Origin of the sequence: Baaleninema sp. (assembly GCF_049974805.1) — a bacterium.
Taxonomy (GTDB): domain Bacteria; phylum Cyanobacteriota; class Cyanobacteriia; order Cyanobacteriales; family Geitlerinemataceae; genus Baaleninema.
In genome coordinates, this window is record NZ_JBNGCO010000010.1 from 15,719 (window position 1) to 31,024 (window position 15,306).

General features: G+C 53.1%; 14 protein-coding genes and 1 pseudogene. 7 read left to right on the forward strand and 8 right to left on the reverse strand.

What is annotated here, in order from left to right; translation table 11 throughout:
- Nucleotides 1-6 precede the first annotated feature (6 nt).
- Complete coding sequence (bchM, locus tag ACP5D4_RS03630; protein ID WP_428010266.1) at nucleotides 7-693, forward strand: magnesium protoporphyrin IX methyltransferase; 687 nt, start codon at nucleotides 7-9, stop codon at nucleotides 691-693.
- 77 nt (nucleotides 694-770) lie between these two features.
- Here bchM and ACP5D4_RS03635 read toward each other — a convergent pair whose 3' ends face one another.
- The 5 genes from ACP5D4_RS03635 to ACP5D4_RS03655 form a co-directional block, all read right to left on the reverse strand.
- Nucleotides 771-1,643: a helix-turn-helix domain-containing protein gene (locus ACP5D4_RS03635; protein WP_428010267.1), complete on the reverse strand. Its 873-nt coding sequence runs from the start codon at nucleotides 1,641-1,643 to the stop codon at nucleotides 771-773.
- Between the two features lie 96 nt (nucleotides 1,644-1,739).
- The gene (locus ACP5D4_RS03640) at nucleotides 1,740-2,465 is read right to left on the reverse strand and encodes a hypothetical protein (RefSeq protein WP_428010268.1); all 726 of its coding nucleotides are present in this window, start codon (nucleotides 2,463-2,465) and stop codon (nucleotides 1,740-1,742) included.
- Between the two features lie 309 nt (nucleotides 2,466-2,774).
- The gene (locus tag ACP5D4_RS03645) at nucleotides 2,775-3,953 is read right to left on the reverse strand and encodes a D-alanine--D-alanine ligase family protein (protein ID WP_428010269.1); all 1,179 of its coding nucleotides are present in this window, start codon (nucleotides 3,951-3,953) and stop codon (nucleotides 2,775-2,777) included.
- Nucleotides 3,954-4,048: 95 nt separating this feature from the next.
- Nucleotides 4,049-4,996: a DMT family transporter gene (locus ACP5D4_RS03650; protein WP_428010270.1), complete on the reverse strand. Its 948-nt coding sequence runs from the start codon at nucleotides 4,994-4,996 to the stop codon at nucleotides 4,049-4,051.
- A complete protein-coding gene (locus ACP5D4_RS03655; RefSeq protein ID WP_428010271.1) occupies nucleotides 4,993-5,208 on the reverse strand; it encodes a hypothetical protein in 216 nt (71 codons plus the stop codon). The genes ACP5D4_RS03650 and ACP5D4_RS03655 overlap by 4 nt, the downstream gene beginning before the upstream one ends.
- Nucleotides 5,209-5,380: 172 nt before the next feature.
- Here ACP5D4_RS03655 and ACP5D4_RS03660 point away from each other — a divergent pair.
- Nucleotides 5,381-6,748, forward strand: a pseudogene (locus ACP5D4_RS03660) (RNA-guided endonuclease InsQ/TnpB family protein).
- A gap of 19 nt (nucleotides 6,749-6,767) precedes the next feature.
- Here the strand turns inward: ACP5D4_RS03660 and ACP5D4_RS03665 are convergent.
- On the reverse strand, nucleotides 6,768-7,361 hold the full coding sequence (locus tag ACP5D4_RS03665; protein ID WP_428010272.1) for a cytochrome b/b6 domain-containing protein: 594 nt from the start codon (nucleotides 7,359-7,361) through the stop codon (nucleotides 6,768-6,770).
- A gap of 539 nt (nucleotides 7,362-7,900) precedes the next feature.
- Between ACP5D4_RS03665 and ACP5D4_RS03670 the strand changes: the two genes are divergently transcribed.
- A complete protein-coding gene (locus ACP5D4_RS03670; RefSeq protein ID WP_428010273.1) occupies nucleotides 7,901-8,512 on the forward strand; it encodes a manganese efflux pump MntP family protein in 612 nt (203 codons plus the stop codon).
- Between the two features lie 4 nt (nucleotides 8,513-8,516).
- On the opposite strand, the gene ACP5D4_RS03675 is transcribed toward ACP5D4_RS03670, so the two are convergent.
- The gene (locus ACP5D4_RS03675) at nucleotides 8,517-9,215 is read right to left on the reverse strand and encodes an N-acetylmannosamine-6-phosphate 2-epimerase (protein WP_428010274.1); all 699 of its coding nucleotides are present in this window, start codon (nucleotides 9,213-9,215) and stop codon (nucleotides 8,517-8,519) included.
- Nucleotides 9,216-9,358: 143 nt separating this feature from the next.
- Here ACP5D4_RS03675 and ACP5D4_RS03680 point away from each other — a divergent pair, with 143 nt between their 5' ends.
- Nucleotides 9,359-10,087, forward strand: coding sequence for a Bax inhibitor-1/YccA family protein (locus ACP5D4_RS03680; protein ID WP_428010275.1), 729 nt, complete (start codon nucleotides 9,359-9,361; stop codon nucleotides 10,085-10,087).
- A gap of 129 nt (nucleotides 10,088-10,216) precedes the next feature.
- Nucleotides 10,217-10,723 (forward strand): tRNA adenosine(34) deaminase TadA, encoded by a 507-nt coding sequence (gene tadA, locus ACP5D4_RS03685; protein ID WP_428010276.1) that lies wholly within the window; start codon nucleotides 10,217-10,219, stop codon nucleotides 10,721-10,723.
- A gap of 72 nt (nucleotides 10,724-10,795) precedes the next feature.
- On the opposite strand, the gene hpf is transcribed toward tadA, so the two are convergent.
- Nucleotides 10,796-11,413 carry a ribosome hibernation-promoting factor, HPF/YfiA family gene (hpf, locus tag ACP5D4_RS03690; protein ID WP_428010277.1) on the reverse strand — a complete coding sequence of 206 codons (618 nt, stop codon included), beginning with the start codon at nucleotides 11,411-11,413 and terminating at the stop codon, nucleotides 10,796-10,798.
- Nucleotides 11,414-11,723: 310 nt separating this feature from the next.
- Here hpf and lipB point away from each other — a divergent pair, with 310 nt between their 5' ends.
- Together lipB and ACP5D4_RS03700 are read left to right on the forward strand one after the other, a co-directional pair.
- Nucleotides 11,724-12,464 carry a lipoyl(octanoyl) transferase LipB gene (gene lipB / locus ACP5D4_RS03695; RefSeq protein WP_428010278.1) on the forward strand — a complete coding sequence of 247 codons (741 nt, stop codon included), beginning with the start codon at nucleotides 11,724-11,726 and terminating at the stop codon, nucleotides 12,462-12,464.
- A gap of 400 nt (nucleotides 12,465-12,864) precedes the next feature.
- The gene (locus ACP5D4_RS03700; RefSeq protein ID WP_428010279.1) at nucleotides 12,865-15,183 is read left to right on the forward strand and encodes a hybrid sensor histidine kinase/response regulator; all 2,319 of its coding nucleotides are present in this window, start codon (nucleotides 12,865-12,867) and stop codon (nucleotides 15,181-15,183) included.
- Nucleotides 15,184-15,306 lie beyond the last annotated feature (123 nt).

Here is a 15,306-nt window from a genome sequence, read left to right on the forward strand (position 1 = left end):
TAGGTCATGAACACCATCGACGACAAAACGATTGTTAAAGAATATTTCAACTCTACGGGATTCGATCGCTGGCAGCGAATTTATGGTAATGGCGAGGTGAACAAAGTTCAGCTCGATATCCGTCAAGGGCACCAGCAAACCATCGAAAAGGTGTTAAGCTGGCTCAACGACGACGGAAACCTCTCCGAGCTAACGGTTTGCGATGCGGGGTGTGGTGTAGGAAGTTTGAGCGTTCCCCTCGCCAAATCCGGTGCGACAGTGTACGGAAGCGACCTTTCCGAGAAAATGGTGGAAGAAGCCAAAGAGCGGGCGTCCGCCGAACTCGAAGACACGAGTCGCCTGACCCTCGAAGCCCGCGATCTCGAAAGCCTCACGGGAAGTTATCACACCGTCATTTGTTTGGACGTTTTGATTCACTACCCGGACGACAAAATGGACGAGATGATCTCGCACCTTTGCTCGTTGGCCGAATCGCGGGTTATTTTAAGTTTCGCCCCGAAAACCTGCTTGTTAACGGTTCTCAAAAAAATCGGCGAACTGTTCCCCGGACCCAGTAAAACCACGCGGGCGTACCAACACCGGGAAAAAGACATCATCGCCATTTTCGAGAAAAACGGCTTTTCCATCGAACGCACTGACATGACCAGTACCCGCTTTTATTACTCCCGCCTCGTGGAAGCTGTAAAGCAGTGATGGGATGAAGAGATGAGGGAATGAGGGGATGAGGGGATTAGAGGGGGAGAATTGACAATTTCTCCCCCTCTCCCCCTCTAATCCCGCCGTTGGTGCATCTCCTCCGGTGGGGAAATTTCCCAAGATTGGGTACCGGGGCGATCGTTGACGTTGACGGAGGGAACCGAGAGCGGTTCTTGTGTGGTTAAGGGAACTGGCGATCGCTCTTCCGCTTCGCCGTTCGGTGAGAGGTGAGACATCCACAGAGAAACCCCCACCGTGGCCACGAGGGGCGTTCCGTAAGCTACGTAACGCAGCCAGTCGGGGTGAGAGCGAGCGATCGCTTTAGGTTTGGGCGGAGGCGGAAGCTCGACTTTGGGCGGACGAGACACCGAGAGGGGTTTCGGGGGTGGGGGGGGCGGAACGGGTTTCGAGTTGGACGGTGGAATAGCGGTGGCGATGCGGTGTCCGTCTAGACCGAGGGCGTTTCCCCACAGTCGAATCGTTCCGTAGAGATAGCTGGAACTTTGAGGAAAGCGAGAGATATGTCCCGATTCCAAAGCGTGGAGATGGGAAAGGGGAATATGGGTGAGATGGTGAATTTGTGCCAGAGAAAACCCCTGTTGGCAACGTTGGCTGCGATAGTAGCGTCCGACGCGGTAAAGATATACGGCTCTCGGGGAGGGTGAGTTTTGTTTGGGTCGAGAGCCTGCGGGTTGGTGTTGTTGGGACACTCGTTTGAGGGCGAGAATAAGAGCTTCGCGACTGACGGCGTGTACCATCATTTGGGCAGCGTAAGCCGCATCGCCGAACATTTCTTTCAAGCTGTTGAGGGCTTCTTGATAGACGCGGGAGCGCAGCAGTTCGGCTTCGATCTGTTCGAGGAGAACCTCGAAGGAGTCGGGTGTGACGGGAGGGTTTGGGGCGCGATCGCCGGGATATCCTACCCCTGGAGGAACGTGACCTGTCATGGTTTTCCTGTCGATCGATCGGATTGTTTCATGTTTCTCGAACAAGTGGCGATCGTCCGGAACGTTAGAAAAGTTCAGGGATTTCACCCAGTTCCGTTACCGTCGAATTTGGGGATTGACGGAACTTTCGTAAAAGTTGACGATCGAGGCGATGGAATTTTTGAGGGTCACTTGCGGATCGAGTTCTCGATCGAGAACTCGCTTCCACATCGCCGCCGAGTTTCGCCGCGACTTCCCGAATACCACCGCCGAGGTTAACCAAGGGATATCTAAATTCCGCAACATTTTCACGATCGCCGTCACCGCCATGACTTCGTCCGGTAACGCCTCGGCTTCGAGGACGACTTGAAGTTGATGTTTTTCGACGATCGTGGCCACGTGAAGCTCGTTTTGCCACACCGCCACCTCTAACAGTTGTGCGATCGCTTCGGGATTTCCTCTTTTCGCTTCTTCCCATAAGCTCGAAGACACCAGGGTTTTCATGCGAGTTTCGATGGCGGCGAGAGTATGGGTATGGCTTTGAACGAGAGGAAACTCAAAGGCTTCTTCCCACAGAGGATCGATCGAACCCTGTTGTTTTCCCAACACGCGCACTTGTGAAATCGATCGCGGGTTCAAGTTCACCAGTCCGCTTCGTACCCATTGAACCAGGCTGTTTCGATCGGGAAGACTGCCTTTCGCCTCGAGTTCTACATACAAACAGCATCCCTGACGACTGGCGGCCACTTGAATATGTTGCCACTGGAGTTGGTGGTTCATAAGCGTCGCGATCGCCGTGGGGTTTCCCCGTTTCGCGAGCTGTAATGCTTGAGCTTGAGTCATTCCACCAACCCCTGATTTTCCCTTTGAGTTAACGCTACGTCCAATCTAGCCAACCTCATCGAGAGGCGAGATCGGTGTTTGTACTTGTTTTTTTAAAAAAGTTTACAAGATTCTCAGAATTGTTATGTTTACGATTAAACCACTAACCGCCTCACGCCTTCTCCGTAAATATACGGTAAATTTACAGTTGCTATTCGTGGGAGTGTCAAATCTCTCTCAGCGGCTCCGTCCCCACCGGGCAAAACGGACAAATCGCGCCTCGAGCTTCCATCTCTTCCGTAACAATCGCTTAATTATTTGTTAAAAAAATTAAGCGATTAGCGCGGTAATATGTCGAACAATAGGAGCGTGATAAGTCAATAAATAGTCGAGGCGATCGACCAACAAACTTAATATAAAATCTTCGTACCCCATCCCGTGTTCTTGCAATCCACGCACCACCAAACTGGTTTCCGTTCCCGTCGGGCGTTTGAGGTCGGGTTTGGGATTGGCTTCGAGGACGTAAAGTTTACCCGCCTCGTCCGTGCGTAAATCGATCCGCACCAACGCATTTAAATTGAAGTCCCAATAAACCTGTTTGGCGAGAGAAATTAAAGCGCGAGAAATATCAATATCTTCGTCGCCGAGCAATCTCATGCGATTTTCTGTAATTGCTTTTCGATCCATTGACGTAAAAATACGTTCTTCGGGTTCTAACACCCTTTCTATGGTCGAAAACGCAAACGGTTCTGGATTTTTTTGTAATTTTCCATTCTGGCAAGTGACGTAGCCGCACACCGAGACGCAAAACTCCCGTCCCGATAAATAGGTTTCGATCGAAGCCGTATTGCGCGTCACGCGATGAATTTCCGCCACCGCATCCGGCAAATCCGCCACGTCGTCCACCACAGAAATATTTAACGACGCCCGCCCCGACACCGGTTTGACGACGAACGCTCCCTGATAATGTCCGAAAGTGGTTAGAAACCGAGGGTTCGTATAGGGATTGAGAATGCCTTGGGCGGGATGCCAGGTCATAAACGGAGCCGTCCGTATCCCGAACGCCTGAAGTTCCCGCTTGAAAACGTGCTTGTTGTCGAGGGTGGAACTGTTGAGAGGATTGTGTCCCACGTAAGGCACCCCTAACATTTCTAACATGGCCGGCGTGTGACACACCGGATCGTAACCCTGGACGCCTCCGGTATTGAGCCACGCTAGATGAATGCCCTCGTCTTTGAGCCGTTGGGGGAGCGTCATATCGTCCGCCATGATGCTAACGTACTCGAACCCCAGGTTTTTCAAGGCATCGGCAATATCGCGAGCGACTCTTTCGTAAGTTTTGGTCGATCGCGGATTGTGGGTTTTGTAAATTACCGCCCCGTCGCGATCCTTATCGCCGCCGTGAATCACCGCAATTCGCAGTTTCGATCGCAGGCGATCGAGATATTCTGGAAAGCGATCGAACGAATACGTCAAGTGTTGTTCCGTTAAATCAAGGGTCATAGACATTCTAAGCGTCTTTCGGAAAGGGAGAGATGGGGAAAGGGAGAGATGGGGAAAGGGGGAGAAATTGTCAATTATCCCCTCATCCCATCACCTCAACCTCACTGAGCATGGCTCGATCGAGCGAGGTAGATTCCGACTAATACAACAAAAAAGGCGATCCAGTTAGTCCAATTCAACACTTCTCCAAAAATTGCCCAAGCGAAAACCGCCGTTAAAATCGGTTCGAGTAACAGCAAAATCGCCACGAATCCCGAAGAAAACTGTTTGAGGCTGTAAACCAGCAATCCTTGCCCTAAAGCCTGACAGATAACCGCTAAAGCTGCAACGGCGAACCACCCTGCCCAGGTTTGGGGAAACAGGCGATCCTCCGCCAGCCAAGCCACGGGAAACACCAGCATCGCCCCCACGCTACACCGCCACAGGAGAATCGTCGTCGCCGGAAACTTACTTCGCAAACTTTCCACCAGCAGCAAGTTCGCCCCGTATAGCATCGCCGAGACGAGGGCGATTCCGTCTCCGAGGAGGTGTTCGGCGGAAATTTGTAAATCGTCGAAGCCGATAAACATCGCCCCGGCTACGGCGACAACGGTACCAATAACGAACCGGCGATCGAACTGTTGTCCCAGTAGCCACCACCCGCCCAAACTGGTAAAAATCGGCGTCAGGTTCCGTAACACGGTGGAGTTGGCGACGCTGGTTTGAGTCAAGGACCAAGCCCACAACGCCACGGAAGTTGAGGCGACCGCAGCCACGCCCACCAACCGCAGGATATCGGAGGCGGTGTAAGGGGTGTTGGGGGGCGTGAGGGGGAAATCGTCATTTCGCCACTGTCGTAGGGTGTCGAGAATCCCAAACACCACCGTGGCGATGAGGAGGCGGTTGAAAATCGTGGCGTTGGGACCGATTTCCCGTTCCGCTAAGCGAATGAAAATCGCCGCACAGGAAACGGCGATGAGGGCGATCGCCAGGGTGAGAACGGGGAGGAGATTAGACGAAAAGTTAGAAAGAAAAGAGGGTTTCTGGCGCAGTTCCAGATTTTCAGTCATAGCTTGCGTTCAAAGCGATCGAAACCTTGGGGGTTTTGCAGGATATGGAGGTTTTCGTGTTTTTCGTGTTTTTCCAGAAAAGGGAACGCCGCCGAGGAGGTTTCCGACGACTCCGACTCTGAGGAAAAGAGCGGGGCGATGAGGGCGAAGAGAATCCCGCCAAAGACGAGAATTTCGGCGAGATTGAGGAGGTTCGAGCGTGACTTGGACATGGGTAGAACGTCAAGGAATTAACTAATGAGGGGTTCACCGGAGCTATAAGTCCCGCGCTCTACCTGAAAGGTGAGCGTCGGGATACATGGACTCCCCTTGAGAAGTCGATTCCCCTCGATGGGGATGAGACAAACATTTACCATTGGATATAGCTTGTGGTAGCATAACTCCATGCTGACCCTGAACTACACCTACCGGATCTATCCAGATGCTGTACAGCAGACTGAACTGCTGGATTGGCTTGAGACGTGCAGAGGCGTGTACAACTACGCTTTGCGCGAACTCAAGGACTGGATTGCGTCGCGTAAGTGTTGGGTAGACAGATGCTCGTTGGAGAAGGAATACATCATTCCCGCTGATGAGCCATTTCCGTCTTATCATCGTCAGCAAAACAACCTGCCCAAAGCTAAGAAGCGATTCCCGCATTTGGGTAAGGTGCATTCTCAGGTTTTGCAAACGACGATTCGTAGGCTGCACGATACTTGGAAAGCTTTTCAGAAACGGGGGCACGGCTTCCCTCGCTTCAAAAAGTTTGGTCAGTTCAAGTCCTTTGTGTTCCCCCAGTTCAAAGACAACCCTGTTGATGGCTTCACGATCGAATTGCCAAAGATAGGTAAAGTGCCGATTAACTTGCATCGCCCCATTCCTGACGGATTCAAGGTCAAGCAGGTGAGGGTTCTGTCTAAGGTGCGGGGTACGCAATGGTACGTGGTTGTCACTATTGAGTCGGATGTATCGGTTCCCGATGCCCCGGTTCATGGTCGTGCGATTGGAATTGACCTTGGATTGGAGCGATTCTTGACCGCTTCGGATGGCAGCTTCCAAGAGCGACCCAAGTTTTTCAAGTCGATGCAACGCAAGCTGAAATTGACGAGCGACCCCGCGCCGTCGCACGGCGAAGCGTGAACGCGCGAGTTGCTGCAACGCAGAGCGGCACGAAAACAGAAGGGTTCTCGAAACTGGGAGAAAGCACAAATTGAAGTTGCCAGAATGCACCATCGCATTGCCAACCGTCGTAAAGATTTCCATCTGAAGACGGCGCATAAACTGTGCGACCAAGCGCCAACCATCTTTGCAGAAGATCTCAATGTCAAAGGGTTGACACGAGGGATGCTGCGGAAAGATTGTGTTGATGCCGCATTCGGACAATTTCTGTCTCTGACGGAATGGGTTTGCTGGAAACGTGGGGTGTACTTTGCTAAAGTCAACCCCAACGGCACCAGTCAAACCTGCCCATCCTGTCTGGCTACGGTGAGTAAAGGGCTGGAAGTCAGAGAGCATCACTGTCCTGAATGCGGTTATCGAACGCATCGTGACCATGCAGCCGCAGAGATGGTTTTGCATCGTGGACTAGAGAACGTAGTAGCCCAGGGACTCTGGGGAACGGAAACAGCCTGTCAAGTCGAGCGAGCGGATGCCGAACCGAGTTCGGCATCATTCGAGTCGAGCGTCGGTCTGTCGGGGGTCTATGACCTAGATAAGTGGCGTGGGGCAGGAATACCCAAGAGCGATCTTGGGAAGCCCGCGCTGTACCCGTAGGGTCAGCGTCGGGAGGATGTCACGGTTTCCAAATGGACTGGATTTGTTGCCACCACTGGCGAGGTCTGTCGTTCTCGCGAGTTTGCGCCGTCAGCATCGATCGCAACAAGGCGACGCCTCCCGCCCAGGATGCGGCGGTTAGGTGAACCACCACGGCCATCGCCATCACCACCCAAGCCCATAAATGTAGCGTATACCAGGTTTCGGTTAACCGTCCTTCGGGCAGCCATTCTTCTTTCATCATGCGCCCGGTGATGAGGGCAAAGGTGGCTGCTATTAGCATAACGGTGTTGATGAGGCGATGCAGGGCGTAGCGTCCGGCGGGACGAGGCAGTTGGGGCAGTTGGCGCAGGGTGTTGGAACTGATTAAGCGGTTTTGCCCTAAATGGAAGCTGTACAGGGCAAACAGCGGCAACAGCAGTAACAATCCCACCCCGAAGGTGCCGTGAATGCCGATGATGTCGGGAATTCTCGGGATAGAGAGTTGGATTAACCGTCCGTCGTAAGTGAGGTACACCCATGCGGCACTCAGTAATGCCAGCAAGATGACGAGGGCGGTGAGTCCGTGGAGGAGACGCAGGAGGGAGGGTTGGTAAGGTTGCGATCGAGACATAGTAGATCCAAAAATAATACAGGTGAAACTTAAGGCCGTTTGGGGATTTTATGAGTTTTATATAACATACTTTTTTGCTCGATATCTTTGAGGGAGATCCTTGATTTTTAAAGCGATCGAACTAAAAAGTGAAATTGAGATCCCCGGCATCTCCAAGATGCCGGGGATCTAGATGGCGAAGCCTCGCCCAGCTTTTCAATTGAGCTATTTCGGGAATTGCTTGAATATCGAGCGATATTTTGGCGAAGTTTTTCATTTGTTGGAAGCTCTAGGCGATTCACAGGATTTTCTTAAATGAAATATGGGTCTTCGGAGTTTGAGGCGAGCGGCCGCTCTTCTACTCATCCCCTGATTTTGTATTCACATTCACAAATAAAACTGTAATCTTAGAAGTACCTAAAATATTTAGATTTAGCAATTAATTGTCTCTTTATGAAACAAGTATGAGTCAAAAATGAGAGAATATTGAAATTTAAAAAAAACATCAATACTTTGATAAAGTAAAGATAGTAGAGCCTATCCAAAACGCAAGAAAAATAATGGAACCGACCCTTTTAAGCTTAGAACTGACTACCATCAGCTTGATTGCGATCGGACTGGCTGCCGATGCCTTCGCCGTCTCTCTCACCAGCGGCTTAGCCATTCGCCACATCAAACTGAATAAAGCGGTTAAGATTGCCTTATTTTTCGGTGGATTTCAAGCCTTTATGCCCTTACTGGGTTGGGGGATGGGCTTAGGATTTCGCGAGGCGATCGCCAGCATCGACCATTGGATTGTTTTCGGGCTGTTGGCATTTCTCGGCGGACGCACCATTTACGAAGCCTGGAACGACTCCGACGAGGAAAAACCCTTTAATCCTCTCAAAATCGAGACGCTGCTAGTTCTCTCCGTGGCCACCAGCCTCGACGCTTTAGCCGCAGGATTGGGATTTTCGGTGTTAAAAATGCCCATTGCGATGGCCGTTTCCATTGTGGGCAGCGTCACCTTTGGCTTGTGCTTTCTTGGGGTTTACCTCGGTCACTATTTCGGCGATTGGTTCCAAACCAAAGTTGAGATTATCGGCGGTTTGATTTTAATGGGAATCGGCACGAAAATTCTCTGGGAACATCTCAGCCTTGAAGGATTTGACGGCTTGAGTTTCCTGTTTTAATCATTCAGTGGATTGAATCCGATCGCTGCACCGCGTCTACCGAAGTACGATAGCGATCGACCAGGATATCGATCCCCGTAATCGCCGTACCCACCACCACCGCATCGGCACCGAGTTCGATCGCCTCTCGAGCCATTTCCGGCGAAGCAATCCCCCCTTCACAGACGAGAAACCCATCGAGACGTTTTCGCATTTCCCCCAACAACTCGAAGCCGGGAGGCGTCAGGTGTTGCGTCTCAGGCGTATAACCGTATAGCGTCGTACCGATAAGATCGACGCCCGCATTCGCCGCGACAAAGGCAGCATCGATCGAATCGATATCCGCCATCACCGATTTGCCCAACTCTTCCCGTACCCGTTGGGCGATGTCCGCAAACCGTTCCCCCTGCGGACGCGGGCGCAACGTGGCATCGAGGGCGATGATATCCGCCCCCGCTTCGGCAACGGCTCGGGCGTGGTGAAACTGTGGCGTAATGTAAACTTCAGAATCGGGCAGTATTTGTTTCCACAAGCCAATTATCGGTGTCTCGGGAAGTCGATCGCGCACGGCTCGGATATGGTCTGGGGAGTCGATGCGAACCGCCACCGCCCCCCGTAAAACCGAGGCTTGCGCCATCGCCGCGATAACCTCGGCGTCGTGAAGGGGAGAGTCGGCGGGGGCTTGGCAGGAGACGATTAAGCCGCGAAGTTGAGAATCGAGCATAGCCAGTAGAGTCGAACGAACGTTTCAAATTGTCTCAAAAAGTGGGGTTCGTCAATCCGAAATTCCCGCCAACGCCGAAATTTGAGACAATAAAGAGAATAAAGATAGCTCTTTTTCCGTTCGTATCCTGTTAGGAGACACCTATGAGCAATACGAGCAATTTCCGAGAAGCCTGGATGCAGGCTCGCGGACATTCGATCGTCGGTCCGAACGTCGTCGCTAACGCCCTGCCCTTCCTCGGGGGCGGCTTAGTGCTGACGGCAGTGGGAACCTACGGCGGACTGACCGTTTTGAACAGCAACCCCGGCATCTTCATGCCCACCTTCTGGGGGGCGTTGGTGTTTGAAATCATTCTGTTCTTCGTCGTTCGCAACATTGCTGAAAAAGCAAATAACAGCGTCGCTTTACCCCTGTTGGCTGCCTACAGCCTGCTATCCGGGTATACCCTCAGCGGTTTGGTAGCCTTGGCGTTGGCAACTCCCGGCGTTGGCATCACGGGCATCGGTATCGCGGCGTTAGGGTGCGGTGTCACCTTCATCGCCGCTCGTCAAATTGGGTCGAACTTGTCGGAAGAAGACGGCATGGCTCTGACGAAAACCATTCAACTGGGGGTTGTTGCCCTGTTGGTGGTGTTGGTGGGACAACTGCTGTTTTCCTTTTTCGGCGTGTTCACCCCCACTTGGTTAGAGGTGGGAATTTCCGGCTTCGGAACTCTGCTGTTTGTTGGGGTAGCGGTGGTGGACTTTTTCGTTCTGCCCCGTACTTACCGTAACGAGCAGTATCTTTCGGCGGCTCTGTCGATGTATCTGACGTACATCAACCTGTTTATTTTCATTTTGCGTCTGTTGATTGCTCTCAACAGTCGCGATTAGGCGGCGATTGATTTTCGCCGATCGCTTTTCAGCGTCGGCTAGATCCCCGGCATCTTCGAGATGCCGGGGATCTATTTCTGCCAGCACAGCAAGCAGCGAACGACGAGTGGCGAATTGGGGGAACGAACGATGACGATCGATTCAAAGACGATCGATTCACACTGGATGCGCCTGGCGTTGGAGTTGGCGCAGGCGGCGGGTGAGGCGGGGGAAATTCCGGTGGGGGCGGTGGTGGTGGACGATCGCACCAACAGTCTTCTCGCTACGGGGGAAAATCGCCGGGAACGCGATCGCGATCCCACTGCCCACGCGGAAATTCTCGCCCTGCGAGAGGCGGGGCGAGTGTTAGATTCTTGGCATTTGACGCAATGCACGCTTTACGTCACCCTCGAACCCTGTCCCATGTGTGCCGGGGCGATCGTTTTGGCGCGGTTGGGACGGTTGGTGTACGGGGCGGACGAACCGAAAACGGGGGCGGTACGTACTGTTGTTAACATTCCAGACAGCCCCGTCTCGAACCACCGCTTGCAGGTGTTCGGGGGCGTTCTCGAAGCTGAATGTCGCCAGTCGTTGCAGGGGTGGTTCGATCGCGCTCGGAGGCGATCGAACGGAAAACCGGACAGAGACGCGGGGTGAGGCGTCTCTGTCTCGATATGCTGACTCCAGAGGGGGGAGAAATTCGCTGGCGTTGAACTCAACGGACTCGAGTTAAGACGCTTTCGACATTTCGTCGTCTTGCAGGTAGCCGTTTTCTTGGGCTTTGCGGGGTTGGATGACGCCGTAACCGCCGTGGTTGCGTTCGTAAATCACATTGATTTCACCGGTTTCGGCGTTGCAGAACACGAAGAAATCGTGATCGACCAGTTGCAGTTGTTCCAAGGCTTCCCGCACGCTCATCGGAGGCATGGCAAAGTATTTCGTGCGAACCACTTCTTCGGGAAGTTCCACGGTGCGATCGCCGATGAGATCGTCCACCACCGGGGCTTCTGCCACCGTTTCGCTGGTTTTGGGCGGAACGTGCATCTTGCGGTTGCGTTTTTCTTTGTACTTGCGCAACTGACGGGCGATTTTGTTCGCGACGAGATCGATGCTGGCGTACATGGATTCTGTGCTTTCTTGAGCGCGAATCACAGTTCCGTTGGCATAAATCGTCACCTCAGCCGATTGGTTTGTAGAGATGCGAGGATTGCGAGCGACCGAAAGATGAACGTCCACTTCAGTTGTCAGGTTCTGGAAGTGATTCACCGCTTTAGTAATTTTGTCGTTGACATAGTCGCGAATGGCATCGGTGATTTCAATATTTTTGCCTTGGATAACTAGTTTCATCTTTGAAATTTCCCGCTCGAGAACCCTTTCTTCAATGAAAGCGACGGTCGTTTTCCTCGGGGATTTTTTGGCCGACTTCCAACTCTACCCAAAGCGGGGCGGGCATTGCCGCTTCTTTTCAAGCCTTCTGTCAGCACCTTCACACTCTGAGGAAAGAACTTTGGTCGACCTCGCTTTCTTACTCTCTATTGTATGGCGGATTGCAGACCGCTTGGAACACACTTTAGAATCCTTTGCATTCCTTGACAATTCGTGATTTGATTTTCCGAAATCGACACGAAAATGCCTTGAATTTTGCTTGATTTTTGTTATGATTTCTAGTAATATCCCTTCCCGTGTGCTTCGTGCTTTCTGGGTGAAAACTCCGATCCCCTATGCGATCGCCTGGGCTTGGCAGCGATCGCTCGTCGAGAGGCGGCGTCAAAACCCAGACCTTGACGATGTACTCCTGTTACTCGAACATCCTCCGGTTTATACCCTCGGTCGGGGGGCGAACCCTGACTTTCTGAAATTCGATCCCGAAGCGACGGGCTGGGAAGTCCATCGCATCGAACGGGGGGGAGAGGTCACGTATCATTGTCCCGGTCAACTGGTCGGGTATCCTATTCTAAATCTAAACCGCTACCGCTGCGACCTGCACTGGTACTTACGACAGCTTGAAGAAGTGGTGTTGCGCGTACTCTCGGATTACGGACTCGAGGGCGATCGCGTTCCCGGCTTGACAGGGGTTTGGCTGGAAGGGCGCAAACTGGCCGCCTTGGGCATTAAAGTCAGTCGGTGGATTACGATGCACGGTTTTGCCTTGAACGTCTGCCCCGATTTAGACGGCTTCGAGAAAATCGTCCCTTGTGGGATTTCTGACAAGCCGGTGGGGAGCTTAGCTCAGTTCCGTCCCGGCGTTACGGTCGAAGGAGTGATGCCTCAGATGCTCGATCGCTTTGCCGAAGTGTTCGAGATCGAAACCCTCGAGCCGTGGACTTGGGAAGAAATGCCCCCCGAGGGGTACGATTTCGATCGTCCGAACGGCGAACCGACCTTAAAGAAATCGTAACTCAATTCTCGCCCTCGAGATCTTAAAAAAAACGATCGATTTCTGCGAAGGGCGATCTCGCCGGCCACAGAGCCTTTTTTCGGTCAATTCCTAAGTTTAAACGATCGTTTTTCAATCGGACTCAAACTGAGACTAGCATAGTAATAGAGCGTTTCGCCGACGGCTCGATCCCTGGCGGCCGAAAGTATTGTTCAAGTGCTTTGCAAGCGCGATCGCGCCGCTGCCTGCCCCACTCGACTTCTTTGGAAAACACGGGAATTCGAGGGAAAACTCTCGAGATCAAGTTCGAGACATTCAAGTTCGTTGTCTAGTGGACTGCGATCGCTACTGTTGTGGCTTGCCATGCGCGTCTCGAGGCTGGCGCAGCTTTCCCTTGCAGCTCGACGTATCTTATAAACCGATGGATATCTCTCATCCCGATCTCGTTTGCCGAACGTTGCTGAGTACTACGTTCGATCGACTTCGCACTTTATTACAACAGACAGTCGCTCTCGAGGTCGAAAATTCGTTCGTTTTAACTGAAACCACTGTGGCGACTCCCCCAGTGGCTCGCAAGCCTAACGCCACGCGCTTCGTCCTCGCCCTGTCGCCGAGTTTCAGCGCCCTGTTGCTGGGGGAACGCCGGCCGCCCCAGTCCGAGACCCGGACGGCCGAGAAACCGTCCCCCTCGCCGTCTGAAAACGACTCGATGGAAGTGGGCTTGACCTTCAACCCCGAAACCATCGCCGCCGCGTTACAACCGGACGATAGTCTGTGGGCGGAAACGCCTCTCGATGAAGCGGTACGGGAACGGGCCTTAGCCACCCTCGGCACTAACGACCCCCGCCGTCAGAGCGAGTTCGCCTTGGAACTGGCCGCCCTTCTCGCCGAAGACGTTGGCTCTCAGGAGGCTTCAGCCTGTCGTCCGGTAGAAGACGCCCTCAGCCAACAGGTGGAACAGGAACGGCTACTGGAACAGGTGACGACTCAAACCCGCCAGTGCGTGGAACTTCCGGAATTGATTTCGGGAACCGTCGAACATGTGCGGCGGTTTCTGGAACTCGATCGACTGGCCGTTTACCAGTTCGACGGCTTCGCCCGCGATCCGTCTCAGGGGAATCCTTCGGCACCGGCCCACGACTGGATGACTTACGAAAGTCGCACGCCGGACAAAGACATTCCCTCGATTTTACCGCCCGAGGCGGACTGGAGTTTGCTCAGCCAAGACCGCGATCGATACGAAACCGGAGAAGTCCTGGTTCTCAACGATTTGTCCGCCGCGCGGGGGTTGTCCCAACCCTGGCGTCGCCTGCTGAAACAGGGACGAGTGCGATCGCAGCTTTTAGTCCCCATTCGCATCAAAACCCACGGCCGGGATAACGAAGAACTCTGGGGACTCATTGTCGCCCATCAGTGCGATCAACCCCGAACTTGGCAACGCCGCGAACGAGAATTTCTCGAACATATCGCCGATCGCTTCGGCTTAGCCATCACCCAGGCGCAATTGTACGCCGAACTCGAACAGCAAAAACAAACTCTCGAGCAACAGGTCGATCGCCGAACGCGAGATTTGCGAGAAGCCTTGGTGGCCGCCCAAGCCGCCAGCCAAACCCGCACGGAATTTCTCGCCACCATCGGCCACGAACTAAAAACCCCCCTCACCTGCATCATCGGAATGTCTTCGACGCTGCTGCGGTGGTCGTTTGGACATTTAAGCGCTAAACAGCGGGAGTATCTGCAAACTATCTATAACAGTGGCGAACATTTGATGGAGTTGATTAACGACCTGTTAGATCTCTCCCAAATCGAATCGGGGAAAACCGTGTTGAAGGTGTCGGACTTTTCCCTGACGCAACTGGGGCGTCAGATGTTGCGGATGATGGTCGATCGCGCAGCGGTCAACGGCGTTCGGTTGGATTTAGACTTGCAGTTGACGGAGAAAGGCGATCGCTTCCGGGCCGATCGCGATCGCCTCCGTCAAATCCTCTTCAATCTCCTCAGCAACGCCATTAAATTCACCGCCACAGGCGGCCGAGCCACCTTGCGGATCTCTCGATACGCCGAATACGCCGTGTTTGAAATCGAAGATACCGGAATCGGGATTCCCAAAGAGCAACAATCCCTGTTGTTCCAAACCTTCCGCCAGTTGGAATCTACCTATACCCGCAAGTACGGCGGGATGGGGTTGGGATTGGCCTTGACGAAGCAACTGGTAGAACTCCACGGCGGCTCGATTTCTGTAGAGTCGCAAGTGGGTATCGGCTCGAAATTCACGGTTCGCATCCCCACGCAACCGACACACACCAAAGCCGATACGGTTCCCCGCAACGGCCACGCCAAAGGCCATGTGAAAACCGCCATTACGACTCAGGGTCAGGTGATTCTGGTGGCCGAATGTGAGGAAGAAGCGACGTTAATTTGCGACTTGTTGACGGCGGCGGGATATCACGCTATCTGGATGTTAGAGAGTTCCACGGCTCTCGAACAAATTGAAATCCTCAAACCTGTGGCGGCGATCGTCGATCGACGATTGTCGGGGATGGACGGATGCGAGTTTATTTCCATGTTGCGCCAACTTCCGGCGATGCAGTCGTTGAAAATCCTGTTGATGACGGAGACGGGAACCCCGGATATTTTAGAGCAGTGTTTGGACAGCGGCGCTAACGACTGTCTCTCGCGACCGATGGAACCGGAGCAGTTGCTCGATAAAATTGTCGGGTTGATTGCGGAGGTGCGTTGAGGTGATGTTGGCGGTGCGTGACGAGTACTCGGTTTGAGGTTCGACACCCGATTTTTCAAGTCACTTGTCGGTGCGTGACGAGTACTCGGTTTGAGGTTCGACACCCGATTTTTCAAGTCACTT